Below are 25,500 nucleotides of genomic sequence, written 5' to 3'. Positions count from 1 at the left end.
CCACTCACTGCCTCCGGGGAATCAACAAAACATGAGCCAATCGCATAAAGAAGACTTCGATATCGTATCCTTAATAGAACTTTGCCGGGAAAAAAAATACGAAACTTGCGTGGCCGGTTTCAGCACGATCGATAAAATCGAAAAGATCACTCTCCCTAAAAAATTAAAGAACCGTAAACTAACAGTTCAGGCATTATACGCACTTACAAATGATATGGTTCAGTGGAAATATCTTTCCTCTGAAGAAAAAGCCCTTCTCCAAGCAGAAAAAGACAAACTTGCGGGAGTTACTTCCACAGCAGGTGCTTCTTTTGCACCTCATGCGGAAGAAGATATCGAAGAAGATTTTATCCCAGAAGAAGAAGCTCGTAAACCAGAACTTGAAGATGGTTTCGAAGACGAATTTGGTGATGATTCCGACGACGAGGACGAAGAAGACGATGATGATTTCGACGACGACTCTGATGATGACGATGATTCAGATGAGGATGAAGAGGACTAAGAGGTTACTCCCATTCCTCTAGTCCCTCATTTCCAAAACAAACTTCTCTATAACTTCCAAAATTCCGACCAATCTTATCTACACTCAAGAGTCTCCCCTGAAAAGGAGGCTTCGAGGTTTCTAACAGGCTTTCGTACTGATTCTATTCCTGTCGTTTTGGGAATTGGCGCTTTACACATTATTCGCACTTATTTAGAAACACCAAACGAACACCAAACGATCGTTTTCTGGGAAGCTCACAAAGAAATTTATGAATTAGAGGAATTCCAAACGGAAATTCAAACCTTAAGAAATGAGGCAAAATCCAAAGGATTAGTTTTGTTTTTTATTACAGGAAAAAGTCCTAATTGGTCAGATTTAAAAGACAAAATCAAGAACCTTCCACATAATGCCAGATCCTCACAATCAAAATGGAGTTTGTACATCACTCCTAGTTATGAAAGAATGTTTCCGGACCTCACGAAAAACTGCCAAACAAACTTTCAGAAAGAACTATCCATAAACGAAATCAATCAAAACACAATCCAACATTTCAGTAAGTTATGGACACATAATTATTTAAAAAATAGGATCGGTCTTTTTTCCAACAAAACGAGTTTCCAATGGTTCCAATCCTTTGCCGGAAAAAAAACGTCTGTTTTGTTTGTGGGTGCAAGTCCTGGTTTAGAATTGGACCTTCCGAGAATCCAAAAAGAAAGAGACCACTTTCTGATTTTTGCCAGTGACACAGCGCTCGGATACCTCTTACCAAACGGGGTGATTCCTGATTATATTGTTTCCTTTGATTCTGGTCGAGGGACAACCTATCATTTTTTATTAGACCTTCCGAAACATATACCCATCATTACTTGGTTAGGCGGTGCAGCATATATTTTTGAGCTAACCAATCCTAAAATTTTAGTCAATACGGGCCATCCTCTGGACCAAATTATAGAACATTTATTTTCAGAAAGTCTGGGAAAAACATGGCCCCATTATTCCAATCCCAGTTTGAATTTACTCGGGATGGTATCTTCCATTACGGAATCGATAGAAAACAGGGAATTTTTTATAAGCGGTGTTAGTTACTTAGCAGAACGTGGAAAGTCCCATTGTAAAGGAACTGGATACGAAAGATATTATTTACCAGAAACAAATAGATTTAGAAGTTTAGAATTGATCACCAAACGTTTGTATTCTGGTGAGAGAAAAGGCAAAAATCAAAAAGCCTGGGAACAAATGAATCCCAATGGATCACTTTCTGGCATTCAATTTCTTTCAGAAACAAAGGAAATCAGTTTCCGATCAAAAAAAGATCAGGAACATTCCCTAGAAACATTTCAGGGTTTTCCCCCATCATTAGCGGAATTGGCAAAGTGGGCCGACCAAGACCATTCCGGCATCATCCATAGGAAAACTCTCAACACTTGGTTGCGGTTTTCACTAAGTTAAGCACCGAATAGGACCGGTATTTCTTGTAGGTTCCATTCTGCTTTTTCTTTGTTTGCGGGAATTCGATCAAAACCTTTTGTTTTTTTGGATTTTGCCTTAGGTCTTTTTTCTATATCCTCTAAAATTCTTTCCAATCTCTCTTGCATGAGTAAATGCAAATTCATTTGGTCTAACATATCCATAGTGATTTCCTCCACTGTTGTAATCACTATACAAGTCCCCTGGGACAAAATAGAAATTGGATGGGAAAAAAATATCTATTGCGTCCAAAAGAAATTAAAATATAAGAGTGTTACGGGAAAAAGCGTTTGTGAATTTTCAAGATATTATCTCTCAATTAGAGACTGCAAAAGAATCCAGAATCAACTTTTACTTCGTTACAGAAGAACAAAATCAGGAGATATACGCATTACTTGTCCATGTAATGGGGTATATGGATAAACTCTATTTAGTCGAAGTCATCTTCACTGTTCTAAAAGAACTCCTGATGAATGCCAATAAGGCAAATGCAAAACGCGATTATTTTACCCGTGAAAATTTAGACATCCAAAACGCTGGTGATTATGCAAAGGGAATGTCCCGATTCCAAGAAAATATCATCATGAAATGGAATGAACAATTGGAGAGGTTAGACGGTGGAAATTACTACATTAGTCTCCTAATGAAAGTCGAAGGAAAATCCATCCATTTTGCAGTCGAAAACAACGCACCCATTACCAAAGAAGAACTAGCAAGGATTAATCGAAGAATCGAAGTTGCGAAGAACTACAATGACCTATCAGACGCTTTTACGGATGTTTCGGACAGTACAGAATCTGCTGGTTTAGGGTTAGTACTCATTCAACTCCTCTTAAAGAATTCTGGAATTGGATCTGAAAAATTCAAAATATTTACAAATGAAAAGATAACGCGCGCTACACTATCTGTACCAGAAGTTACTACTCCTGTAGAAATCCAAACAGACTTAAAAACAAAACTTCTAAACGAAATTGATGGCCTTCCGCCACTCCCTCATTCCCTTACAAAAATCATCCAACTTTGTAACAATCCTGATTCTGATTTACATATGATTTCGCAAGAAATCGAAAAGAACCCTGCTCTTTCTGCGGATCTTTTGAAACTTTCCAATTCAGCTTTTTTTGCTAACAGAAGCCAGGTAAGTTCCATCTTACAGGCGGTGAAAGTTGTAGGATTAAAAAATCTAAGAAATCTACTCTATGTATCTGGTGTTCGTAAGATTATGGATGGCCAATACGGCAAAATGATGGATGTTTGGGATCATTCCAGCCGTTGCAGTTATTACGCACGTTATCTGGCTACAGAAAACAATCACACCAATAAAATTGCCGATATCATCGCCGTCAGTGCCCTGTTACACGACATTGGAAAATTCCTTTTACTATCTGTGGATCGAGGTTTTTTCAAAAAAATCGAAACCTACCAAAGAGGAGTCGATTCGGGCAACTCAACCCTGTTGGAAGAAATGGCAATTGGACTCAGCCATCCGCAACTTGGAGCCCTACTTGCTGAAAAATGGGAATTTCCTTTAGACTTACGTGTGGCTATTGAATACCACCATAAACCATTCTTAGCACCTCAAGAATTACGTGACCTTGTGGAAGTGATATATATGGCGAATATGATGGCCGATTATCATGAACAAAAAAAGGGATTCTATGCGATTGACAAAATCCTACTCGCAAAATTTAATTTAGATAATATCGATGTGTTCTCTGCTGCAGTGAACAAAATCGAACTATTATTTAAAAAATCGAATGAGTGAAGTGATCCGTTTTGAATCTGTTTCCTTTGTTAGAACAGATAAAAAAATTTTAGACAATGTTAATTTTTCACTGAATCAAGGTGACTCTCTTGCCATCATTGGAAGAAACGGAGCCGGAAAAACAACTCTCATCAATCTACTCTTTGGTTATTCATGGCCCACCACTGGTTCCATTTCGGCATTTGGGGAAACTTATGGTGAAACTCCAATGGCACCCTTACAAAACCGAATTGGAATGGTACAACCCGGCCACCAAGAAACCTTATTACAAAGACTCACCACATTTGAAATGGTACTCACTGGTGTGATCGGAACCCTGGGACTTTATAAAGACCCAACAGAAGTACAAGAAAAAACCGCAGAATCACTGTTACGTTCCATAAACCTAATCCACAAAAAAGACCAAACATATTCCACACTTTCGTCTGGGGAAAAAATGAAGGTTTTACTTTTACGAGCCTTTGGGACAGGAAAAGAAATCTTAGTTTTAGATGAACCAACTGCTACTTTAGACATCACTGCTAGAACCGATTTTGGAAAATCATTATCCCAATTAAAAGATAACAATCCCAAACTCACAAGAATTCTCATCACTCATAGGATCGAAGAAATCCCGGAAGATTTTTCTAAAATTCTTTTATTAAAAGAAGGTAAGGTGATTAGTTTTGGGAAAAAGTCAGAAGTATTGACAGATAAAAATCTTTCGGATCTTTACGATTTGAATTTGTTAGTAAGTGAAAAAAAAGGACAGTATTCCGTTACTATCCTTTCCTAATCCCTAAACCAATCTGCCTTTGATGGGAAGAACCATCAGTTCTTAAATGGATTTTGTGAGTCCTATGTTCTAAACTGTATCGTAGATTGTATACAGTTTAGAACGATTCGTATTCGTGATTAGTAGTAGGGAACTACCAACTAGTTGGAATACATGGATCTTTCAATAAAGTTGGAAGCACTACAACCTGTAGTTCCCACATCGGAGATGGTTTTGTCTTGTGCGATACAGAAGATTTTCCACCAACGATTGGAATGGTTTGGTGCAATGGAATAGTTTCTTACTTCTCCCACACTTCCTTTAAAAACCCGAACATTGGCGCCAGAGATTCCCATAAGAGCTTCTCCCGACCAATTGTAGATACTGTAGTAACGATTTGGTTGATTCCATACTGATCCTTGGAGTGTGATCGTCTCAGGCCCATATCCGGTTGTGATATCATAATCCAAACTTCCGTTACCTGCACCGAGAGGAGTTTTGTTATTCCAAACGATGCGATTGTTAGCTGAATTTCCGTATTGTAAGTGCGAATCCAAGTCACGAGGTTTCGCACCCCAAGAAAGGACCACTCGCATTTCGTTATCAGGAAGGATTGGAGTCACAAGTATGTTTTGGTTTGCCGGTGTTTCCGAACCTGCAGAAACTACTGTTCTGTAAGTAGTGGAATAGTTTTCCGAAACCGAAGTACAATCCCCTCGTTTTCCAGAACCAGAAACTTCTAAAGTATAGTTACCTGGTGGCACAGAAGGAATCACATAAGATCCATCAGTGGAAGTTTTAACAGAACCAATCGTAACTCCATTTGCATCGATGGCATAAGCTCCCGATTTTACATTCACACCAGGTCGAATGCGAGCTGTTAGGTTACAAACTCCTGTGTTATACAACGCCGATAGAGCACGTCCTGAAATCGAACCGCTGGTTTGGCTTCCTGGAACAAAGGTAATGATATCAAAGTTAGTGGTAACATCTGCTTGGATGTCCACAATTCCTTCTACGGATGCATAACCTGCCGAGACAAATCGAACTTTCCAACGACCTGCGTTGATGTTAAAAATTGTGTATTGACTAGCATTGGAGAAAATCGTTGAGCCGGTTGCAATGGAAGAAGGTTGCACACCTGCTGATGGACGTAAAGTCCCTCCATTCGGATCAACAATCTCCAAAGAATACGTTCCAAGGAAAGAAAATCCACCTGGAGTTCGAACAGATCCCGATAAGTGACCACGTCCATCATTGGTAATGATAGGAGTGTTCACAACGACTGTTCCTCCACCAGTTCCCACTTCTACCGGGAAGTAAGTGGTGATTCCATTTTTTTCCACACGGAGTTGGTAAGAACCTGGTGAAAGGAATGGGAAACTATAACTACCGTTTGATTGCGAAGATACGGATCCAACAATTTGGTCGGAACCTGAAGTTCTTGTAGCAGAAACCGAACAATTCGGAGAATCAAATCCACCAGAACAGTCTCTATGAACATCAGCGGTAAAATTACCACCGACCAAACGACCGAGAGTCACGGTAGCACCGCTTACATTTTGAGTGGATACAGCATCTGTCACCACACCAGTGACAGTGGCTCTTGGACTATGCATCACGGTTCCGTTCAGATTGAATACAACAGGAGACGAAGCATATTGGTTTGATGCAACAGTAGATGTGTCTACTCGCAAACTTGTAGAAGATAAGTAACTCAATTGGTAGGACGGAGCCACTCGATCCACAACGATGAGTTGGTAAGAACTTTGACGGAAGTTGTATTCATTACCATTAATCACATCAATAGATGCATTGCTGTCATTAACTCTAGCAATGTTAGGTGATTGCGCGAGAGTCGCGGCAGATCCTGTTCCCAATTGGTATAAAGCATAACCAACGCGACCGGCTTCATCATTCGTAAAAGGAACAGGAAGGATGGTTGGCAAAGTCACCACATAGGAACTACCACCAAAACTAAATTGTCCTGCTGAAGTAGTTGTAATGTGAGCGAGGCTGGATCCATCTGCAGCAGTGTTTCCAAGCAAAACCACAAAAAGTCCCGATTGGCTGGTATGAACAGAGTTAGCAGAAGGAGCCGTATCACGAACAGAAATTGTTCCAAGGATTTGGGAACGAGTTGCAATGGAGGTCATAGAAATGGTTCCCGCATTGTAATTGTTTCCATTCAAACTCACTTGGAGTGGATTGGAAGAACAAGGTGCAGGGTTAGATCCACAGTAGTTTTCAAACCCAGGAGCAGAAATGTAATAAGACCAAAGCCCACTCGCTCCAAGGAAAGATACTTCTTTGGTCGTTGGATTGACTTCATAGAGTTTGTTTCCATAAGTTTGGTATCCCCATGGGCCAGAACCTTGTACGGCCGCCAAACAAGAAGCAGTTGGATTCACTGCGCAGGAACAAATAGAACCTGTTGGATTTAGGGAACAATTGGTTCCCGAGACAGCACTCAGTGCTTCCACAATCCAAAGTTTGACCGCATTCCCAAGTTTAGGATCATCTTTCAAATACAACAGGCGAGACGGCGCTTGGTTTGCCGATGGTCTCACGTTGATCACAGTTCCAGCAACATGGTCACCATTGGAATCTTTTACAAATCCAGTCACAAGGGAAGGTTTTGCAACGATGTAGATGGGATCCGTAAGGGCTACATTTTTGGTTCCTCCAGTAGGAGAAGCAGTAAACAAAAAGGACTGAGACACTGTGTAAAATACAGGGTTTGATACTTCTATGTAATAAACACCATTGGTCAAATAACTGCCTTCAATGGTAAAACTTCCATTTCCAGTGATTTGCACTGTTTGTAAAATCGCACCTTGTTCATTCTTTAATTTGATTGTGAACACAGTAGTAGAGTCAGAAGGAAGGGCTCCGTTCAGAATATTTCCCGTTAAATGGAGGTCACTTTCTGTTGCAGCCATCCAAGGCAGGCTTGTTTCTCCTAAGTCCACTTGAGCGACAGTATTTGGATTGGTTCCAGGGAATGTATAATGAATGAATTCTGTTATATTTGCAAAAGGTTGTCCAGATACTTCTACGGTATCACCAGAATACACAACCGTGTAATTTCCGTTAGGAAGTGGATTGATAGAAATAACGTAAGTTCCATTGGCATTTGTCACACCAGTTCCAACGGTATTACCATTGGCATCAAGAATAGAAACTGTGATCCCAGCAATAGGGCCCGCAGGTACAGTGACTCCACCGCCAGAAAACCCAGGACTTGTCACTACACCGGTAAATTGTGCAGGTCCTTGCCCGTAATACAAACGTTCCGCGAGAAGATTTCCCACATTTACGAGAGTATAAGGATTTTGAGTGGGATCAAAAACAAAAGAGAAGTCTTGGTAAGTATAGTTGAGTCCATATCCTGTATTAATCAATACACGATAGTTATTATTGGGAAGATCAGTTAAATCAAATTGAAATTTTCCATTGGATTCTGCATTGGTTGAAGCAACGAGAGTGTTGTTTTCACCATTAGCAACTTCTATTCTAACAGAGATTAAAGTAAGGTCGATACATCCAGGAGCTTGGGGAGCACCAGGGTTTCCACAAACTACATTGGCAGGAACACCTGCAACTACGGGAACAATGGTTCCAATCACACGAGCCGATCCATGATTAGGAACTTCTTGTTCGGAATTGTTACCAGGCACCTCATCCGGATCGGTAACACCGACGGAATCACCTGGAGGTGGGAGAGGGACTCCATTGGAGTCTGGAGGAGTCACACTTCCATCTCTTGCATCTGATACAGCACCACCGGTTCCTAATAAGAACCAAAACGGCATTGATTTCTTTTTGCGGGAACAACCCACCACTGCCAAAGATATGAGAACGAGAATTGTTAAAATTCCTCGAACGCGCATAGACTTACCCTCTAATCAAAATTCGCTTTGTGGCAAAACCACAGATTTTCCAATACACTTCGGGAAATACCTAAGAACCACCGAAGTGTACCATTTGTAGTCTGTTTCCGTACACAAATCAAACCTTTTTTAGGGGTATCGGCAAAAAAAATAGAAAAGTAACCCAATTGAGGGAAAAATCACCGAAGGTAGGAATTTCGATTGCCCTTGTCCCTAGTTTTTTAGCCTACTCATAGCGGAATATGTGGGAGAATTGGATCACACCAGAACAATGGAAACTCCTGATGATTCCGTTTACTTACGGATTTGTGGGTTGGGTGACCAACTGGTTGGCACTCAAGATGACCTTCTACCCCATCCAATTTCTGGGAATTCCGCCCTATTTGGGCTGGCAAGGGATCATTCCGAGAAAAGCGCATAAAATGGCAAGTAAGTCCGTAGATGTGATCACGGAGCGCCTTCTCAATATCAAAGAAGTCTTTTTAAAAGTAGATCCCAAAAAAGCAGAATTATTATTTTTACCTGCACTAGAACCTAGCATCCGCTATACGATGAAAGAATTCTCAGATAGTTTGGATCCGAAACTTTGGGATATGATCCCTGAAGTGGTTCGAGAAGAAATATACCATAAAGTCAGACGAGAAAGTGGGGTTACCATCAGGAAGGTGATTCGAAAACTTCAGAAAGATATCGATACTCTGTTCGATGTAAAGGCTTTGGTTTTAAAAAAATTATCAGGTAATAATGTAAGTCTTGTAGTCGAACTTTTCCAAGAGGTGGGAGCTCCCGAGTTTCGATTCATTGAACGATCTGGATTTTATTTTGGATTTCTTTTGGGTCTTGTCCAAATGATTTTTATGATTTATTTTCCCATACCTTGGACCCTTCCCATTCAAGGAGTGATCGTAGGGTATCTTACGAACTACCTCGCTTTAGAAATGATCTTTCGTCCCCTACTTCCCAAAAAGTTTTTAGGACTCTTTACTTACCAAGGTTTGTTTTTAAAAAGACAAACAGAGGTCTCCAGACTTTATGCAAAGTTAGTGAGTGAAAAAATTTTGACTCCAAAAAACATTCTCTCTGAACTAATTTTCGGAAAGGCTTCCAAAGATATCCTCGATATCATTCGAAAAGAAGTGATCCAACATGTAGATACAATTACTTTTCTTGCAAAACCAGCACTTTATGCTGCTGGGAAAATAGATGAGTTTGATGCGGCAAAGGAAAGGATAGCTGTTGCTATGGCCGATAACGCTGTAGAAAAATCGTTTCACTTAGAAGAATATTTAGGTGAGGCTTTAGAGATTGAAATGATGATGGGAGATCGAATGTCGGCTCTTGCTCCAAAAGAATTTGAGTCTATATTGCGGTCTGCGTTCCAAGAAGATGAATTGTTATTAATTTTAGTGGGTGCAGTACTTGGTGCTGTAGTCGGATGGTTTCAAATGGTATTTCTCGTATGACAAAAACAATACTCATCACTGGAGGCAGTGGAGTTCTCGGAAAAGAACTTCTGTATGGTTTGATAGAAGACTATAAAATCATAGCTATCGGTAAAAACTATGTTAGTTTTCCAGACTCCCTTCGTTTCCATAAAAATTTTAAGTTCTATGAAAGGGATCTTGCGACTATAAACAAAGCTGAAGAGTTTCTGATTCCCGAATCCATTGATTTAATTCTTCATTTAGCAGCCGTAGTTTCTGGAGTGAAAGTTACGGAAGAAATGTACCACCAAATTAATGTTAATTCCACAAAGTTACTTGTCGAATTTGCAAAATCAAAAAATATTCCTTATTTTGGGTTTGTCAGTTCTGTTTCTGTTTATGGATCCAAAGAAATCGATTTAAATATAAACAGTGAACGATTGGGAAAAACCATTTATGCAAGAACCAAAACCTTGGCAGAAAACTACGTATTAGAATCTGGTAGGACTTATTCTGTATTTCGATTGGCAAGTATCTATGGCAAAGGTACAAAAAGTTTTATCTCAAAATTAAGATCTCTCACTAAACGAAGGATATACCCGTATATTTCCTCCAACCGCAAAAAATCGCTCCTTCATATAACCGATGCCACGAATGCCTTACTTACCTGGACCAAACAAACATTAAATGGAAAATCTCCAAAACCGGTCTATGTATTTTCCCATCCAGAATTTGTGACAGTAAACCAAGTAGTTGCCACCTTTCAGGAACTAGGAATCGCAAAAAGATTCCTCCTTCCCATCCCTGTGGGTGGGTTCACCGGAAAAATCCTTGAGTTTGCCTTTCACACTCTGTCCTTTTTAAGAAGAAAACCCTTTCATGGCTCTCCCCTCCAACCTTTGGTAGAGTCTGTGGCCATTTATGATTCCCAATCCTTTGAAAATTTAGGAATTTTTCCAGAACGAGATTTACGAAAAGGACTCGTCGACTATCAATAATCAAGGTACTCGGGGCCGATATTCTAAGTATGAAAAAGCGACTTTGTCTACTTATTTTATTATGTCTTACTCTTTCTCATTTAGATGCAGCAACTTGGATTGAAGATTCCTTAAGTTTCGCATTTGAATTTCCAAGAGGTTGGGCAAAGTCAGTTTTACGCCACCCGGATACCGTTCGGATCCAGTTTTCGAAAACAAACAGAGAGGCCATCTTACAAATTGATGTCGCTCGCCGTACCAAAGAATACGACATCGACCGGTTTATAGAAGAAACCGTGGACACCTTTCTCACAAAATACCCAGATCTAAAATTGGTTCGAGAAAAAATGTTAGAGAACGAAGTGGCAGGATTTGATGAATCCGTCTTTGTTGTGTTACATTATACAGAACACAAACAATTGGTTTCCAATCGATTTTTGTTTCATAGAAAGGGTGGATTGTATTATGTAATTCAAGCCAAAACACCTAGGGCCTATTTTGCAAAGTATTCCAAAGACCTGGACCTGGTGATGAAAAGTTTTCGAAGAGAAACTCGCACTAAAAATAGATGGCGTAATGATAGTTTGGCGTATTTAGATCCAGTCAAAGATGAACGGATCATCCAATACATATCTATTACCATAAGACCAATCGATTCCTATCCTCATGAACAAGGCGCCACTAATAAACAAGAAGATGGATGGTTGTTTTCTGTAGAAGGAAACAAAAAACCAAATCCAGGGGAATGGGACAATCGCCCAAAACCACAAACTGACAATGGTTATACTCCAGCAGATGTCAAACCTGACACTCCTACCTCAGATGAACCTGTGGTGATTCCTGATAGTTCTGGATTGTAGTTTTTCATTCAACCTTCATTAATACCAATCTTACCGTTAGACCAAGCAAACTTCCCTGGAAATCCGGGGAATTTCTCCAAGCCCTACCTCCCTGAAATTTCTTTCATTTTGGTTGACGAAAATTAAGGACTCAGTAAATCGTATATTTACGATATACTATGGCCCAAAACAAAAAAACAGAATTCCCGGAAAAAATACAAAGAATTGCCGGCTTTACCAAACTACTTTCTCATCCAGCAAGGCTTGCCATTTTAGAAGTTTTAGCCAATCGCCAAACATGTGTTTGTGGAGAGATTGTCGAAATATTACCTCTGGCTCAATCTACCGTTTCCCAACATTTAAAAGAATTAAAAGAAGGTGGGCTAGTGAAAGGAGAAGTGGAAGGAACTTCCTCTTGTTATTGCGTTCACTGGGAAAATTTATCTAAAGCTTTTGATGAATTTTCGGAATATATCGAATTCATCAAAACATTCAAAAAGAATAAGTCGGAGAACTGTTGTGAGTGATGTAAAAAATATTTTAATCCTCTGCACTGGAAATAGCTGTCGAAGTCAAATCGCTGAAGGTTGGATGCGACATTATGCAAAAGAAAAAGCAAATGTATATAGCGCCGGAATTGAAACCCATGGAGTGAATCCAAAAGCAATTGCGACGATGAAAGAAGCAGGAATTGATATTTCAAGCCATACCTCTAATCATATCAATGAATACAAAGGTATCGAATTTCATTTTCTGATCACAGTTTGCGACCACGCAAAAGAATACTGCCCGTATTTTCCTACGAATGCAAAACGTTTCCACCATAACTTTTCAGACCCTTCCAAAAAGATAGGAACGGAAGAAGAAATTAAAGAAAGTTTTGCAACAACTAGAGAAGAAATACGGAACTATTGCGAAAATTTTGTGAACGAAGAATTATAGGAGAAACTAAAAAATGAAAACGCTTACATGGAAAGATTTTAAAACTAATTTAGATTTATATCCAGAACTTCACTTAGAATTTGAATATGGAAAAAACCAAACTATATTTCCTAATTACCATATTACCGAATTCAAACTGGCAAACATCCAATCGGTGGATTGTGGTGGAAAGTCTGATTCTTGGACGGAGATCATTTTACAAGTATTAGAACCAAAAGTAGAAAAAGATACCGATTCGATGACACTTGCTAAAGTAAGCTCCATTCTAAAAAAAGTAACAACTTCAATGGTGATTCCAGAAGATGCTACATTAAGAATTGAATTTGGTAACGAAGAAACGGCAATGCGACAGTATTTTGTATCTGAGATGCAACCAAAAGATCGATCCTTACTCATCCAACTAAAAGATGGAAAAACAGAATGCAAAGCTAACATTAGTTGCGGATTACCAAAAGATATCGTTACTTTTCCAAAATTAGAGAAAACAAATACTTCTTGTTGTACACCGAAAGAAACTACAGAAAACGTAATTGAACCAGCAAGTTGCTGTTAGATGATAAAATTCGACTCAATCGTCATTAAGAATTTTTTCTCATCCAACTTTGGTATCGTTTGGTCAATCTTGACAAACGAATTTGATCCAATAAGAGTCGCAAAATAGGTGATACCTTTACTGTAGGACGTTTATTTTGCGACAAACGATTCAATTGGTAACGAACCATAGCCATATTGGCCAAACCTTTTAAGGTTTTCGATTTCCAGTTTGGTTCTGGCAAAACTGGGATTTCTTGTTTCTCCTCTTTCCAATCATTGGGAAGATTGGGATTGAGGGCAAGAGCAGTAGCAATACCAACAAGAGGAACTCCCGATTCTAAAACTGATTCTGCAATTGGTTTTCGTCGAATTCCACCTGTAACCAAAATGGGAACAGTTGCTGTTTTTGCAACCTCACTTGCAAACTCCAAAAAATATGCTTCCCGAGAAAGTGTAGATCCATCCCGAGACTCACCTTGCATAGCAGGGGCTTCATAATTACCACCTGACAATTCGATAAAATCAACACCTAACTTTTGTATTTTGGAAATAACTTCTTTTGCATCCTCAAACTGAAAACCACCTTTTTGAAAATCAGCAGAGTTCAATTTCACCGCGACTATAAAACTTGGTTTTACGGATTTCCGAACTACACGGATCACTTCCATTAAAAATCTAGATCGGTTTTCTAGACTTCCTCCCCAAATGTCCTCTCTTCTGTTGACTAACGGAGATAAAAACTGACTGATCAGATAACCGTGGGCCGCATGAATTTCTACACCATCAAATCCTGATTCTTCAGCCAACTGTGAAGTTTTTGCAAATCGTTGAATGGTTTCTAAAATCTCTGGTTCGGCCATAGCTTTTGGTTGGCCCAGTAGTTTAGATAAATTTCCAATATCTACTGGAACCGCCGATGGAGCCCAAACCTCACCACCTAACTTTGCCAAAACTTGTCGACCTGGGTGATTGATCTGCATAATGATCTTCCCTCCTGCGACTTTTGCTCGAGATGACCAAGTTTTAAAGGCATCAAGTGACGATCCTGCCTCAAGAACAACACCTCCCGGTCCTGTCATGGCTCTGTGATCAATCATTACGTTACCAGTAATCATTGCCCCAACTCCACCTCGGGCCCAGGATTCGTATAAATTCCAAAGAGCTTTGTCTGGTTCTAAATTAGCATTGGAAAGGTTTTCTTCCATCGCTGCTTTGATCAATCGATTGGGAAGAGTCACTCCATTTGGTAGAACAAAGGATGAAAATAGAGGGGATGTGTTGGCCATTTGTATTGTTTAGACCGCACAAATGAAGAAATGAATGCCTCTTGCGATTTCTATTTATTTATTTTTCGATTCCGTTTGTTTTCATACATACGTGTATCGGCAACCGCCAGTAAGGCATCCGGTTCAATCCCATCTTCTGGATAAAAGGCAATCCCCAAACTGGTTTGGATTTGGAGTTTTGTTGTCTCGAACTGGACTTCACCTTCGACCATCTTTCTTAGGTTACTAAGATGCGCAATCGCAGACTCTTTTGATTCCTGATGGATCATAATGAGACCAAATTCATCCCCTCCCAGGCGAGCAAAAACATCTTGGTCTGGGACTAAATGTGAAAGTCGATTTGCAAATTTGGATAAATAAAAATCACCTGCAGCATGTCCGAGAGTATCATTCACTACTTTCAGACCATCCAAATCAAATAAAGCAACAGTGATATTAGACTTATCATTTTGAAGTCGGATTAATCCCCTTCTTAGATAATCATAAAAGGCAGAACGATTGTAAATACCAGTGAGTGCATCGTGACTGGCAAGGTATGCCATAGATTGAAGACTTTTTTCTCTTTCTGCCCATCTGTATGCATTATGTAAAATGGCTGCCAGTGTACCTGATAACATGTTCAACACATATGTATCGTCAGATGAATAGGCATCAACTTCAGAACTTAGAACTTTTAATACACCCAATATTTCGGAATCAAAATACAAAGGCAAAACAATCATAGAACGAAGGCCAACACGACGACATGCGTCCCTATTGACTCTGTCATCTAATTCGGAATCAATACAGTATAAAGTTTCTTTGGATTGAAGGCTGAGTCCAGAAAAACTACCTTTTATGGGAATTCTAAGGCCAATTTGTTTTTCTGCAATACCACTTGCTGCACGGTAAACTATATCTTCACCTTCTACAAGTTCAAATACAGCACCGCTTGAACCAGTGATCTCTTTTGCACGAATCGTGATGAGATCTAATAAATGAGGTACATCTGGTTTGGTAGCAGTTAATTCTGTTTGGAGTTTTAGTATTTTTTCTAATGTTGAATTAGAGAAGTTTTCCATAGTCACACGTGGAAATATATTCTGAAAACTCCTCTCTTTTAATCTAGCTTAATTTTTTGATTCCCTCTGCTATGCAGTAATTGGCAATCGCAAGTAAGATATGAAAGATATCAACATTCAAAATGGTTCCGGTTGATCCCTTAGTACCAATCACGAGTCCTGCAACAATAAACAAAACAGAACCAATGATTCCCATCACAGCAGCATTTGATTTTCTAGGGAATCGTACTAGAGAACTAATCAGGATGATAAACATCGCAATTCCACCAACTACTGTCGAATAAATACCCAATGGATAGAGATAAGAAAATGCTAAGTAGAGAAGAAACGCGACAGCGATGAAAAGGAAAAAAGTTTTTTCCGACAAAGAACGAAAGGTGAAATGAAAGAATGCCAATCCTAAAAGAGGAACACCCACACATCCAGACAATCCGACAAAAAAACGATAGATAGAATCTAATGTATTGATTCCGAGGAAGTGAATGGAACCAAGTCCTGCTGAAATTCCGATGATGGCAAATCCATACAAAGCGGAACGAGACGGAATGGGAGACTTCCCGACGAACCGATAAGCCATCGCCAGGGAAACTAAGGAAAGGACTAAGTCCGAAAGAAATGTTGAGAAAACCATGGCACGAATTAGAACTAATTTAGTACAAGAAGCAAGATAAAATAAACCAGCCCGTTAGAATAAATTCAGGGAACTATGACTCTTTGGGATTTTAGAACAATGTCTTGGATGATTTCGTCTAGTTCCTTTGCCGAATCCATTAGGTGGTCTAGACTTTTTTTCTCTTCTGCGGGAGATAAGGTTCCCGTTTTGATCAGATCCACAATTCCCATAAGTTTGGCCAAAGGATTTCGCACCACATGGGACTGGGTCCAAGCAATGGCCTTAAGTTTTTCATTTTGAGTTTGAATGGCCGTAATCTGGACAACTCGTTCAGTCACATCATGAAAATTATCCACAATCCCACCGATACTTTCATCCTCCAGTAAGTTGGTGATTGTGGATTCCATCCACCTCCAAGAACCATTCTGGTGTTTGACTCTAAAATTATGGCTCGGAAGGGAATTTCCTTCTGGAAGGGTTACAACCTCTTCCAATCTTTTTTTGATTTTGGGAACATCATCAGGATGGAGGATATCAAATAAATTCATCTCCATAGCTTCGGATTCTGAATATCCCAGAACTTTGGTAATGGATGGAGAAACATATTTAGCATAACCGTTTGTGGTAAGAATGGCAATGGCATCTGCCCCATTTTCAACAAGAGCACGATACCTTCTCTCGCTCGAAACAAGTTCCATTCGTTTCACCATTAAATCGGTAATGTCTTTAGAAAAACAGGCAAGACCTGTGATATCTTGGTTTGTATTTCTGATAGGATTAAAAAATACTTCGCGGTGTTCCTCTTTTCCTGTAATCGGACTTAAAAACCTTTCGTATGTTTTAAAAGTTTCGCCAGATAATCCTCTTTCATAATAACCTTTCCACTTTTCATAAAAAGCTTCCCCTTGGTTTAAAATAAGAACAGAATCTCCTTCTTTGGCAACGGATCCGAGGAGAAAACCCATCACATCCAAAAAAGATTGGTTGGCAGCAATCAAACGGAAGTTAGAGTCTAGCGACCAAATTAAGTCAGAGGTTCCGTTGATCAGGGCTTCTTGGTTTTTTTTAATACGAATCAGATTTTCTTCTGCACTTACTTTTTCAGATATATCACGAGTGACACTGAGTACAGAGATGATCTCTCCTGATTGGTTGGTAAGTGGAACGGCTGTACTTTCCATCCAACGTTTGGTTCCTTTCAGACCGATGATTCGAAACCGTGCACTGGACTGGATTCCTTGGAGGGCATTTTTATGTAAGGATTGATAAAATACCAAATCCTCTGGATAGATTAAGTTTTCTACTTTTTGACCCAAAGCATCTTCTGGGTTGTCGGCTTCTATCATTTGTAAACCAGCAGGATTCATTTCGATCAGGATTCCTTCCGGGGAAACTACTTTCACACATTCCGGTTCAGATTGGAGGATGGTGCTGAGTCTGAGTTCCTTATGCAAAAGATTTTGATAGGCTTCTCTTTGTTCGGTGATGTCCTGGAAAATTCCGACAATTTGCAGAGCTTCGTTCTTAGTACCTCGAACAACTTCGGCAAGAGAGTGAATGATTTTAACTTTTCCTGTTGTGGTAATCAATCTACATTCTAAATCGTAGTCGATTCCCGTTTCTAAAACGTCTTGCATATGTTTGACGGCCCGTTCTCGGTCATCAGGATGAACAGATAAAAATCCATTTTCTAAGTCCACCGGCATATTTGACGGATCCATTTCTAAAATACGAAATACTCCCTCTGACCAATGTAAGGTTTGGTTAACGAAGTTTACTTCCCAATGCCCGAGTTTTCCCAATGTTTCCATTTGGCGAAGGATGAGTTTGTGATTTTTCTCTTCTCCTGTTAAGGCAGAATGAGGGGTTATATGATCATTCTCTTTTTTTTCCACAAAAAGTCATACCCCCTAAACAGAAGTATGATTCTGTCAGACAAAGAAATGGAAGTCAGCCTTTTTTTAACTTAAAAATAGAAAATCTAACATTGTAAAGATGGATGGAAACCGCCAGGGATACGAAGGATGCCGTAGGCACCCTGATTTGGCAAAAAGACAAATCAGGGTGGAGCGAACGCGGACTCCGGAGTAGCCCGCCCGGGCGGCCAAAGAAAAATATTTAGGTTATTTTTTTCTCAAAACAAATGGCTGTAGGATCTGAAACCCATTTCCCAAATGTTGGGATTTCTTTGAATCCAAAGTTTTTGTATAAAGTAAGCGCTTCTGGTTGTGGTGCACCCGCTCGTAGAATCATGGAAGAATAATGATCCATTTGAGCTTGTTTTTCCAGATCAACTAACAAAGATTTGGCGATATTATTTTTTCTGAACTTGGGAAATACATAAACCGCATCCAACTCACACTGCACATCATTGAACTTTGTATAAGCGGCCGAGCCCATTACTTCATTTGTTTCACGATTTTCAGCGATAAAAAACTTACCTTTAGGCGGTAAAAAATCGAGGAAATCCATTGGGTTGGGGGCCCGGAATCCATATCGATTTTGAATTTCTTCCCAAAGATGATTCAAACAAAGTCTGGAATTTGAATCTAAGGTTTCTACCACGCGAATTGTGAAATTTTGCTCCATAATTGTAAAAAGATGAACTTCGTAATATTAAAATTTGCAAATATATTTTTTAAGTGGAGAGAATTTGGCTGGTGTTGTATAGGGAAGTCATTGGGTGGCGGGTGGACGCACCCCACCCAATTCAGGGTGGGGATACCTACATCCAATCCAGTACCGCCGATCCAACCAAACCCAAATCTTCGCCCAAAATAAAAAAACCCCCTGACAATCGCCAGAGGGTTCTTTTAAAACCATTCGGTATTCTATTTGAATATTCGAATTAGTCTTTTTTAGAAGCTGCTTCTTTGATTACGTAAGCTGCAATTTCGTTCTTTTGGATTTGAGTGGTTCCTTCGAAGATTGTGAGGATTTTTGAATCTCTCATTAACTTCTCAACAGGATACTCTTTTGTGTATCCGTATCCACCAAAAATTTGAACTGCGTCAGTAGCACACTGAACCGCACATTCAGAAGCATATGCTTTTGCAATCGCAGAGTATTTTGGAAGGTTAGGATCGTTTGCGTCAGAAAGACGAGCTGCTTTGTAAGTGATCTCTCTTGCAGTTTCTACTTTGATTGACATATCAGCTAACATGTGTTGCACTGCTTGGAAAGTTCCAATTTTAACTCCAAACTGTTCTCTCTCACGAGCGTAACGAGCTGCGTGGTCAAGTGCTGCTTGTGCTACACCCACACCCATAACCGCTACGAACGGACGAGAAGCATTCAAAGTTTGAAGAGCGTAAACGAAACCTAGGTTTTCTTTTCCTACGAGTGCGTCTTCACCTACTTCACAATCTTCAAAGATAACTTGGTGAGTGGAAGATGCTCGGATTCCGAGTTTGTCTTCTTTTTTACCAACAGTAAGACCTTTTGCGCTACGTGGAACGTAGAAACAAGAAACTCCACGTGTTCCGCGATTTTTATCAGTATAAGCAAATACAGTAAAGGCTTGTGCATCAGATGCACCAGTGATCCATTGTTTTGCTCCGTTGATGATCCATTTGTCGCCTTTTTTCTCAGCGCGAGTGGTCATACCAGGAACGTCAGAACCAGCACCTGGCTCAGACAAACAGAAAGAAACTCCGAACTTTCCGTCCGCAATTTCAGGAAGCCATTTTAATTTTTGTTCGTGAGTTGCGCCTTTTAGAATTGGAAGGATTCCAAGACCAGTGTAAGCAAATCCGAGAGCGATTCCGAGGCATCCGCGAGAAAGTTCCTCGATGGCTAAACACTGCTCGATCGCACCAAGTCCCCATCCACCGTATTCTTCTGGAATGACAAGACCGTTAATTCCGAGTTCCGAACGCATTTTATTGATGAGTTCTGTTGGGTGTTGGTTTTTCTCATCCCAGTGCAATGCGACTTCATGTGGGATTTCTTTTTTTACGAAGTTACGAACTAAATCTCTGATTTCAAGTTGTTGCTCTGTGAATTGGCTATACATTCCGGGATGTTCCTTCTGAGAATGGGGTATTTACTACCTTTTTTCGTACGACCCTTCCTGTGCCAAGGGTTTTTCTCTCTTTACAAGAAAGCAAATACACTGTAAAATTTTCCATTTGTATGGCTAAATCGTGTTCTTTATTCCACAACCTCCGACAGCTGTCTGCTGTTTTCCTTATCACCGTTTCCTTCGTCCTAATTTCCTGTTCCGGACGACCGAAATACGAACCCAAAGCAAATCTAAGTTATGCGAACTTTGAAGTTTACTTCCAAGAGAAATTGGCAGAAAGTAAATTAAAAAACCATAGACCGGGAAACGAAGAACGTTATATCAGTTTTGGTAAAAAAACTCCCTTAGCTTTTTTATACATTCATGGATATGGTGCTTCTCGTGCGGAAGGAGAAGAGGTGATGGAAAAATTGGCAAAAAAATTTAAAGCCAATACGTACCTACTTCGCCTACCAGGCCATGGAACAAACAAAGAAGACCAAAGAGATCAAAATTTTAACAACTACTTAGACGCTTCGCGCGAAGCTTTGTATATGATGCAGTCTCAAGGAGACCGTGTAGTTGTATTTGGAAGTTCTATGGGAGGACTCCTTGCCACTTGGCTTGCATCCGAGTACCCGGAAGAAGTGGATGGTTTGGTTTTAGCAAATCCATTTTACGCTCCAGTAGATAGTAGTTTGAATTTATTCAATTATCCGGGTGGCCTTACCTTCATTCATTTACTCAAAGGAAAAGTGCGAGCTTCCGTACACAATAACAATCCCAAGGTGTTGCCAGAAAGAAATAACTATTGGTACCCAGAACAATACTTTGCATCCCTTGCAGGTGTGAATGATTTACGAAATTATGCAGCAGTTCCTGATGTGTTTAGAAAAGTAACTTCTCCCGCATTACTTCTGTACTACTATAAAAGTGATAAAGAACAAGACCCAACAGCAAGTGTTCCTAAAATGTTAGAAGGATATACCAACTTTGGATTGGACAAAACTCCAAATACACTCAACCGCAAGGTGGCTGTAGAAAATGGAATGCACGTTCTGATGTCTAAGTGGGTGATCACAGACAAAGCTTTTATCGAAGCACAAACAGAAAAATGGCTGACTGAGCTTTCTAAATCGAAGTAGATTCAGTCTATAGAAGAAAGGTAGATCAAAACTACCAAAGGAGACTTGATTCCATGAAAGCATCCAAGGAACGTATTGCACTTGTCACAGGGGCCAACCGAGGGATTGGAAAACAAGTCTCCATCGATCTCGCAAAACAAGGAATCTATGTTCTCATAGGTTCCCGAAATCCTGGAGAAGCCGAAGATACACTTGCGGCAGTTCAGACCGTTGGCAAAGGGGAAATCCTTTCCCTTGATGTTTCCAAAGAACAAAGTATCAGCGAAGCATTCGATACCATCACGGGAAGTTTTGGAAAATTAGACATCCTCGTAAACAATGCGGGGATCTTTGCTGATCCCGGCTCTTTCTTTGATACCACAAGTGAGGACTTACATAGAACCCTTCTTGTCAATCTTTACGGGCCACTCCGAATGATTCAGATTTTTTTACCAATGATGATCCAAAACAATTTTGGTCGTATTGTGAATGTTAGTTCAGGAATGGGTCAACTATCCGAAATGGGTGGCGGGTATCCAGCCTACCGTATTTCTAAAACTGCCATCAATGCACTCACAACTCTTTCCAGTGTAGAAGCTGTGGGAAAAAATATAAAAATCAATTCGGTATGTCCTGGTTGGGTGAAAACGGATATGGGCGGTGCCAGTGCCACAAGGCCTGTCGAAAAAGGGGCAGAGACAATTGTTTGGGCAGCAACGCTACCGGATCAGGGACCTACAGGAAAATTTTTTCGGGATAAAAAAGAGATTAGTTGGTAGGAGTGGCGGGACTCATTGCAATCTCAAAACTTCTTGTTGAAGATAGACATATGTGATTCAATCCACCTTTGGTATGTATTTCCATTGACGGACGCCGAGCTAACATAACAAACCTATAGGCGAAAATACAAAAGAGAAAACCATTCATGAAACACAGAACCATACTCTTACTGTTTTTGATTGTCTTATCCATCAATCCACTATTTGGAAAGTTAATTGATACTTCAAAATTAGCAGAGGGAGATATTATTTTTCACGAATCACTCTCTGAACAAGCAACGGCCATTAAATTAGCAACAAAATCCAGATACACACATGTCGGAATTATTTTCAAATATGGGAATACTTACAAAGTTTTAGAAGCCGTTGAACCTGTAAAATTAACAGACTTAAATTCTTTTATACACAGAGGAACAAAGGATCATTATGTGATCAAACGCATTCATAATTCAAAACAAATCTTAAATCCTGAAACAGTTCACAAAATGAAAGATTATGGCAATTCATTACTCGGCAAACATTATGACATCTATTTCGAGTGGTCTGATGACCGAATTTACTGCACGGAACTCGTCTGGAAACTTTATGATCAATTTACAGGAATAAGAATCGGTAATTTAAAAACCTTAAAGGATTTCGATATTTCCTCAAAGCCAGTCCAAACATTAATGAAAAAAAGATACGGAAATCAAATCCCCTATTCTGAACCTGTCATTTCTCCTGTTGATATGTTTGATTCTTCAGAATTAGTGACCGTGATCTCGCACTAATAACCTTTAGTGGATGAATCCAATGAAATCATCCATGCCCCAACCAAATCAAAAGGCATGGATACAATTGCGAACCTATTCCTATCCAATCTTTACTAACAACTTATCCAACTCCAAATAACACTCCGCCATTCCATCTGCTGCGCCAGATTCTACCATCATCTTACACACTTCAGCAGAAGCATATCGGCACACATGTGTCATCAGTGTCCTGTTCCCTTCCGTAGTAAAGGTACGAGATTCGAAAGTTGCGTTCGGATCTTCGGGTGCATTCGGATCAAAAGCCGACATTTCAAAAATGTAATTTTCGGTATTGGCTAGTTTTTCAGGAACAACCACTTCACGAAATGTTCCATAAACACCGGATTTGTTTCCTTTTTGGTCTACATAAAGATAGAGGTATTTGCCACCTACTTTTAGATCTTGTTCGCAAGTATCAAGAACCATACCTTCGGGACCAATTAGCCATTTTTTCATTAACTCAGGTTTGGTGTGACAATCAAACACCAATTCCCTTGGTGCGTCGAAGTAACGTGTAAATACAACTTCCGTTTCACCTCGAAGTTTCACCTTCACTTCATTTTTATTTGTTTCCATTTTTTTTGTCTCCTTTGGTTTGTATGGTTTGTAATTCTATAAGTAGTCCATCTAACACTTGATAACGTTTTTCCCAAATCTGACGGTATTTTTCAATCCAATCGATGGCAGTTTTGAGCGGGGCCGTTTCCAATCGGCGAGGTCTCTCTTGTGCACGAATGGTTGTGGAAACAAGCCCGGCCTCTTCCAATACTTTAAGGTGTTTGGATATCGCAGGTTGGCTCATTCGAAACGGTTTTGCAAGTTCCATAACCGTTAGGTCACCTTTAGCAAGGCGCATAAGGATCGCCCTACGAGTGGGGTCGGCGAGAGCAGAGAATGTGGCATCGAGAGTTTGCATAACTAATTGGTTATATAATCAGTAAGGTATATAAATAAAAAATGTCAAACCAATTTCTGAAGTAGAGAGAAAAGAATTTATGCAAATGGACGAATTTCTGAATTTTTCTTTCGTTTGGCTCGAAGGTTCCTTTAGGAATCAGACCTCGAATCTGTCTAAGGAAAGGTGGGAACGGGGTTGAACCAAGTTTAGAAAGACACCGGCAAAATAAAAAATGAACGTTCGTAAAATTAACAAAAACAATATAGATATCGCAGTCGTTGACTCAGAAGAAACTCTGATTACCGACGGATCCTCTGCCCTCGACTTTTTTGCCACCATCCAGTATGATTCGGACTGCGACCGTTTTGTTTTGAAACGATCTCATTTTGTCCCTGATTTCTTTGATTTAAAAACAGGACTTGCTGGAAACGTATTACAAAAAATAGTCAACTACCGGATGAAACTGGCAATCGTTGGTGATTTTTCTATTGATTCGAGTAAAAGTCTCGGTGATTTTATTTACGAAATGAACTCGGGAAAAGATGTTTTTTTTCTGCATTCAGAAGAGGAAGCAATCAGCCGCCTCAGTGGTGTTTGACAAATTTGTTTGTTACCCAGTTTTTGTTTATGGAAGTCATTACTAAAAAGAACTGGGTAACTTAAAACCAAATTTAAGGAATTGGGTAATCCTTCTCCAAAAATACAATTTTAGACAACAAATCGATATTATGTTTTTCAATCGTGGTTGCAAGTCCAATCCCCATTAGTTCAAACACACGTTGGAACAATTCAACAGATTCAATCTCTTGGTCTTTCAATCCATAAAACCCTAAAACTCCTATGGTTTGGTTGTGAACCTTCAATGGGAATTCCATAAGACAAGAAACACCTAATTCTAATAAGTGGGTGCGAACCCTCGGAGTGAAACTTTCCGCAGTTTTGTTTAGAATGATGGCCGAAGGAGATTCGTTGTTCTTTGCGAATTTAGATTCTTCCTTGGAAAATCTTTGTCCCTCAAAAATTCCATGTACATTTCCTTCGACAAGACTGTATTCCCAATCATCACCAATTTTGGAGGCAATGAGTCCAAGTGGCAAACCAAAAAGTCGAGTTCCTGTTTGTAAATAATTTCGGCATATTGTTGTTAGGTCATTTGATCGAGAGGAAAGAAGACGAAATAATTCCGCCAAAGAATGTTTCACGAAAGATGCTGTATTTAAAGTTTGCGAAATTAAATTTTCATTTTTAAATCGAATTAACTCTTGGCTGAGTTGATCCGCAATCACATCGATGAGTTTTAAATTTTTAAATTTATGTTTGAACTTATCCTCAACAACCATACCAATAACCCCAATTACAGTCCCAATATCAGAACGAATAGGATATCCCAAATACATTGCCGAAGTTTTTTCTAGAAAAGTTTCGGTGAGAGGTTGAAAAAAGGATTCTTCACCCACCAAATTCATTTCAAAAATCATATTGGAATCCACTACATGGTGGCAAGGTACCGAATATTTAGAAACAAGTTCAGGGATATGAAATTCAGAGCGACTCTGAAGTGCCAACAAACGAAAGTTCTGTGATTCTGGAAGGTATTCAAAAATCCATGTAGTAATGATTTCTGGGATCCTTGCGATGGTTTGTACAGTTTGGTTCCATATATGTTCAGAGGGTAAACCTGAAGCAAAGGAATGTAGGTCGTCCGCAAGGTCTGCGGTAAGAGAAATTCCAGAAAAATAATGGTTGGGAGCCAATTCAGAAAGCATATCAAACCACCTCTCCCGTCCATCCCACCAGGACATCTCCAAGGAGCTAGAATCTAAATCTGTTATATGGGATTTTTATCCACTATAACGACCAATATCT

The 25,500-nt window shown here is 39.7% G+C and carries 25 protein-coding genes; 14 read left to right on the top strand and 11 right to left on the bottom strand.

Features of this window, described 5'->3' with window-relative positions; genetic code table 11:
- Positions 1 to 31 precede the first annotated feature (31 nt).
- Entirely contained in the window at positions 32 to 502 is a 471-nt protein-coding gene (locus EHQ49_RS18755; RefSeq protein WP_167483024.1) for a DNA primase, read from the top strand.
- A gap of 156 nt (positions 503 to 658) precedes the next feature.
- Positions 659 to 1,933, top strand: coding sequence for a 6-hydroxymethylpterin diphosphokinase MptE-like protein (locus EHQ49_RS17370; RefSeq protein WP_135581044.1), 1,275 nt, complete (start codon positions 659 to 661; stop codon positions 1,931 to 1,933).
- Here the strand turns inward: EHQ49_RS17370 and EHQ49_RS17365 are convergent.
- Positions 1,930 to 2,142, bottom strand: coding sequence for a hypothetical protein (locus tag EHQ49_RS17365; protein ID WP_244241537.1), 213 nt, complete (start codon positions 2,140 to 2,142; stop codon positions 1,930 to 1,932). The two genes, EHQ49_RS17370 and EHQ49_RS17365, sit on opposite strands and share 4 nt — an antisense overlap.
- 101 nt (positions 2,143 to 2,243) lie before the next feature.
- Between EHQ49_RS17365 and EHQ49_RS17360 the strand changes: the two genes are divergently transcribed.
- Together EHQ49_RS17360 and EHQ49_RS17355 are read left to right on the top strand one after the other, a co-directional pair.
- Positions 2,244 to 3,716, top strand: coding sequence for an HDOD domain-containing protein (locus EHQ49_RS17360; protein ID WP_135581042.1), 1,473 nt, complete (start codon positions 2,244 to 2,246; stop codon positions 3,714 to 3,716).
- Positions 3,709 to 4,491, top strand: coding sequence for an ABC transporter ATP-binding protein (locus tag EHQ49_RS17355; RefSeq protein WP_135581040.1), 783 nt, complete (start codon positions 3,709 to 3,711; stop codon positions 4,489 to 4,491). The genes EHQ49_RS17360 and EHQ49_RS17355 overlap by 8 nt, the downstream gene beginning before the upstream one ends.
- Positions 4,492 to 4,631: 140 nt before the next feature.
- Here EHQ49_RS17355 and EHQ49_RS17350 read toward each other — a convergent pair whose 3' ends face one another.
- On the bottom strand, positions 4,632 to 8,363 hold the full coding sequence (locus EHQ49_RS17350; RefSeq protein ID WP_135581038.1) for a Cna protein B-type domain protein: 3,732 nt from the start codon (positions 8,361 to 8,363) through the stop codon (positions 4,632 to 4,634).
- 284 nt (positions 8,364 to 8,647) lie between these two features.
- On the opposite strand from EHQ49_RS17350, the gene EHQ49_RS17345 reads away from it, so the two are divergent.
- From EHQ49_RS17345 to EHQ49_RS17320, 6 genes are all read left to right on the top strand, one after another.
- Positions 8,648 to 9,826 (top strand): DUF445 domain-containing protein, encoded by a 1,179-nt coding sequence (locus EHQ49_RS17345; protein WP_135581097.1) that lies wholly within the window; start codon positions 8,648 to 8,650, stop codon positions 9,824 to 9,826.
- Positions 9,823 to 10,785, top strand: a complete 963-nt coding sequence (locus EHQ49_RS17340) for an NAD-dependent epimerase/dehydratase family protein (protein ID WP_135581036.1) — start codon at positions 9,823 to 9,825, stop codon at positions 10,783 to 10,785. The genes EHQ49_RS17345 and EHQ49_RS17340 overlap by 4 nt, the downstream gene beginning before the upstream one ends.
- Before the next feature lie 29 nt (positions 10,786 to 10,814).
- Positions 10,815 to 11,624 carry a hypothetical protein gene (locus tag EHQ49_RS17335; protein ID WP_135581034.1) on the top strand — a complete coding sequence of 270 codons (810 nt, stop codon included), beginning with the start codon at positions 10,815 to 10,817 and terminating at the stop codon, positions 11,622 to 11,624.
- A 158-nt stretch (positions 11,625 to 11,782) separates the two neighbouring features.
- Positions 11,783 to 12,130 (top strand): ArsR/SmtB family transcription factor, encoded by a 348-nt coding sequence (locus EHQ49_RS17330; RefSeq protein WP_135581032.1) that lies wholly within the window; start codon positions 11,783 to 11,785, stop codon positions 12,128 to 12,130.
- Positions 12,123 to 12,545, top strand: coding sequence for an arsenate reductase ArsC (locus tag EHQ49_RS17325; RefSeq protein ID WP_135581030.1), 423 nt, complete (start codon positions 12,123 to 12,125; stop codon positions 12,543 to 12,545). The genes EHQ49_RS17330 and EHQ49_RS17325 overlap by 8 nt, the downstream gene beginning before the upstream one ends.
- A gap of 13 nt (positions 12,546 to 12,558) precedes the next feature.
- A complete protein-coding gene (locus tag EHQ49_RS17320; RefSeq protein WP_135581028.1) occupies positions 12,559 to 13,098 on the top strand; it encodes a DUF6428 family protein in 540 nt (179 codons plus the stop codon).
- A gap of 25 nt (positions 13,099 to 13,123) precedes the next feature.
- On the opposite strand, the gene EHQ49_RS17315 is transcribed toward EHQ49_RS17320, so the two are convergent.
- The 6 genes from EHQ49_RS17315 to EHQ49_RS17290 all read right to left on the bottom strand — a co-directional run bounded on the left by EHQ49_RS17315 (position 13,124) and on the right by EHQ49_RS17290 (position 20,054).
- A complete protein-coding gene (locus EHQ49_RS17315; protein ID WP_135581026.1) occupies positions 13,124 to 14,365 on the bottom strand; it encodes an NADH:flavin oxidoreductase/NADH oxidase family protein in 1,242 nt (413 codons plus the stop codon).
- Positions 14,366 to 14,415: 50 nt separating this feature from the next.
- Positions 14,416 to 15,426, bottom strand: coding sequence for a sensor domain-containing diguanylate cyclase (locus EHQ49_RS17310; protein WP_135581024.1), 1,011 nt, complete (start codon positions 15,424 to 15,426; stop codon positions 14,416 to 14,418).
- 43 nt (positions 15,427 to 15,469) lie between these two features.
- Positions 15,470 to 16,057, bottom strand: coding sequence for a DUF6962 family protein (locus EHQ49_RS17305; protein ID WP_135581022.1), 588 nt, complete (start codon positions 16,055 to 16,057; stop codon positions 15,470 to 15,472).
- Between the two features lie 65 nt (positions 16,058 to 16,122).
- Positions 16,123 to 17,934 (bottom strand): PAS domain S-box protein, encoded by a 1,812-nt coding sequence (locus EHQ49_RS17300; protein WP_135581020.1) that lies wholly within the window; start codon positions 17,932 to 17,934, stop codon positions 16,123 to 16,125.
- A gap of 223 nt (positions 17,935 to 18,157) precedes the next feature.
- Positions 18,158 to 18,604 (bottom strand): GNAT family N-acetyltransferase, encoded by a 447-nt coding sequence (locus EHQ49_RS17295; protein ID WP_244241535.1) that lies wholly within the window; start codon positions 18,602 to 18,604, stop codon positions 18,158 to 18,160.
- 283 nt (positions 18,605 to 18,887) lie between these two features.
- Positions 18,888 to 20,054, bottom strand: a complete 1,167-nt coding sequence (locus EHQ49_RS17290; RefSeq protein ID WP_002973371.1) for an acyl-CoA dehydrogenase family protein — start codon at positions 20,052 to 20,054, stop codon at positions 18,888 to 18,890.
- A 59-nt stretch (positions 20,055 to 20,113) separates the two neighbouring features.
- Between EHQ49_RS17290 and EHQ49_RS17285 the strand changes: the two genes are divergently transcribed.
- The 3 genes from EHQ49_RS17285 (at position 20,114) to EHQ49_RS17275 (ending at position 22,715) form a co-directional block, all read left to right on the top strand.
- Positions 20,114 to 21,187 carry an alpha/beta hydrolase gene (locus EHQ49_RS17285; RefSeq protein WP_135581016.1) on the top strand — a complete coding sequence of 358 codons (1,074 nt, stop codon included), beginning with the start codon at positions 20,114 to 20,116 and terminating at the stop codon, positions 21,185 to 21,187.
- A gap of 53 nt (positions 21,188 to 21,240) precedes the next feature.
- Entirely contained in the window at positions 21,241 to 21,945 is a 705-nt protein-coding gene (locus tag EHQ49_RS17280; protein ID WP_135581014.1) for an SDR family NAD(P)-dependent oxidoreductase, read from the top strand.
- A 146-nt stretch (positions 21,946 to 22,091) separates the two neighbouring features.
- A complete protein-coding gene (locus EHQ49_RS17275) occupies positions 22,092 to 22,715 on the top strand; it encodes a YiiX family permuted papain-like enzyme (RefSeq protein ID WP_135581012.1) in 624 nt (207 codons plus the stop codon).
- A gap of 81 nt (positions 22,716 to 22,796) precedes the next feature.
- On the opposite strand, the gene EHQ49_RS17270 is transcribed toward EHQ49_RS17275, so the two are convergent.
- Together EHQ49_RS17270 and EHQ49_RS17265 are read right to left on the bottom strand one after the other, a co-directional pair.
- Entirely contained in the window at positions 22,797 to 23,312 is a 516-nt protein-coding gene (locus EHQ49_RS17270; RefSeq protein ID WP_135581010.1) for an SRPBCC family protein, read from the bottom strand.
- A complete protein-coding gene (locus tag EHQ49_RS17265) occupies positions 23,299 to 23,652 on the bottom strand; it encodes an ArsR/SmtB family transcription factor (protein ID WP_135581008.1) in 354 nt (117 codons plus the stop codon). The genes EHQ49_RS17270 and EHQ49_RS17265 overlap by 14 nt, the downstream gene beginning before the upstream one ends.
- A 214-nt stretch (positions 23,653 to 23,866) precedes the next feature.
- Between EHQ49_RS17265 and EHQ49_RS17260 the strand changes: the two genes are divergently transcribed.
- Positions 23,867 to 24,232 carry a DUF4180 domain-containing protein gene (locus EHQ49_RS17260; protein ID WP_135581006.1) on the top strand — a complete coding sequence of 122 codons (366 nt, stop codon included), beginning with the start codon at positions 23,867 to 23,869 and terminating at the stop codon, positions 24,230 to 24,232.
- Positions 24,233 to 24,305: 73 nt separating this feature from the next.
- On the opposite strand, the gene EHQ49_RS17255 is transcribed toward EHQ49_RS17260, so the two are convergent.
- Entirely contained in the window at positions 24,306 to 25,436 is a 1,131-nt protein-coding gene (locus EHQ49_RS17255; protein WP_244241533.1) for a GAF domain-containing protein, read from the bottom strand.
- Positions 25,437 to 25,500 lie beyond the last annotated feature (64 nt).

This window comes from Leptospira perdikensis (assembly GCF_004769575.1).
Classification (GTDB): domain Bacteria; phylum Spirochaetota; class Leptospiria; order Leptospirales; family Leptospiraceae; genus Leptospira_A; species Leptospira_A perdikensis.
Note: the sequence above shows the minus strand (reverse complement) of the source record. Positions and strands in the feature narration are given on the sequence as shown.

Bases quoted from the DNA above. Each gene is read 5' to 3' on its own strand.
- EHQ49_RS18755 (WP_167483024.1), top strand. From the start codon at position 32: ATGAGCCAATCGCATAAAGAAGACTTCGATATCGTATCCTTAATAGAA.
- EHQ49_RS17355 (WP_135581040.1), top strand. From the start codon at position 3,709: ATGAGTGAAGTGATCCGTTTTGAATCTGTTTCCTTTGTTAGAACAGAT.
- EHQ49_RS17350 (WP_135581038.1), bottom strand. From the start codon at position 8,363: ATGCGCGTTCGAGGAATTTTAACAATTCTCGTTCTCATATCTTTGGCA.
- EHQ49_RS17345 (WP_135581097.1), top strand. From the start codon at position 8,648: ATGATTCCGTTTACTTACGGATTTGTGGGTTGGGTGACCAACTGGTTG.
- EHQ49_RS17340 (WP_135581036.1), top strand. From the start codon at position 9,823: ATGACAAAAACAATACTCATCACTGGAGGCAGTGGAGTTCTCGGAAAA.
- EHQ49_RS17335 (WP_135581034.1), top strand. From the start codon at position 10,815: ATGAAAAAGCGACTTTGTCTACTTATTTTATTATGTCTTACTCTTTCT.
- EHQ49_RS17330 (WP_135581032.1), top strand. From the start codon at position 11,783: ATGGCCCAAAACAAAAAAACAGAATTCCCGGAAAAAATACAAAGAATT.
- EHQ49_RS17320 (WP_135581028.1), top strand. From the start codon at position 12,559: ATGAAAACGCTTACATGGAAAGATTTTAAAACTAATTTAGATTTATAT.
- EHQ49_RS17315 (WP_135581026.1), bottom strand. From the start codon at position 14,365: ATGGCCAACACATCCCCTCTATTTTCATCCTTTGTTCTACCAAATGGA.
- EHQ49_RS17310 (WP_135581024.1), bottom strand. From the start codon at position 15,426: ATGGAAAACTTCTCTAATTCAACATTAGAAAAAATACTAAAACTCCAA.
- EHQ49_RS17305 (WP_135581022.1), bottom strand. From the start codon at position 16,057: ATGGTTTTCTCAACATTTCTTTCGGACTTAGTCCTTTCCTTAGTTTCC.
- EHQ49_RS17290 (WP_002973371.1), bottom strand. From the start codon at position 20,054: ATGTATAGCCAATTCACAGAGCAACAACTTGAAATCAGAGATTTAGTT.
- EHQ49_RS17280 (WP_135581014.1), top strand. From the start codon at position 21,241: ATGAAAGCATCCAAGGAACGTATTGCACTTGTCACAGGGGCCAACCGA.
- EHQ49_RS17275 (WP_135581012.1), top strand. From the start codon at position 22,092: ATGAAACACAGAACCATACTCTTACTGTTTTTGATTGTCTTATCCATC.
- EHQ49_RS17270 (WP_135581010.1), bottom strand. From the start codon at position 23,312: ATGGAAACAAATAAAAATGAAGTGAAGGTGAAACTTCGAGGTGAAACG.
- EHQ49_RS17265 (WP_135581008.1), bottom strand. From the start codon at position 23,652: ATGCAAACTCTCGATGCCACATTCTCTGCTCTCGCCGACCCCACTCGT.
- EHQ49_RS17260 (WP_135581006.1), top strand. From the start codon at position 23,867: ATGAACGTTCGTAAAATTAACAAAAACAATATAGATATCGCAGTCGTT.
- EHQ49_RS17255 (WP_244241533.1), bottom strand. From the start codon at position 25,436: ATGTCCTGGTGGGATGGACGGGAGAGGTGGTTTGATATGCTTTCTGAA.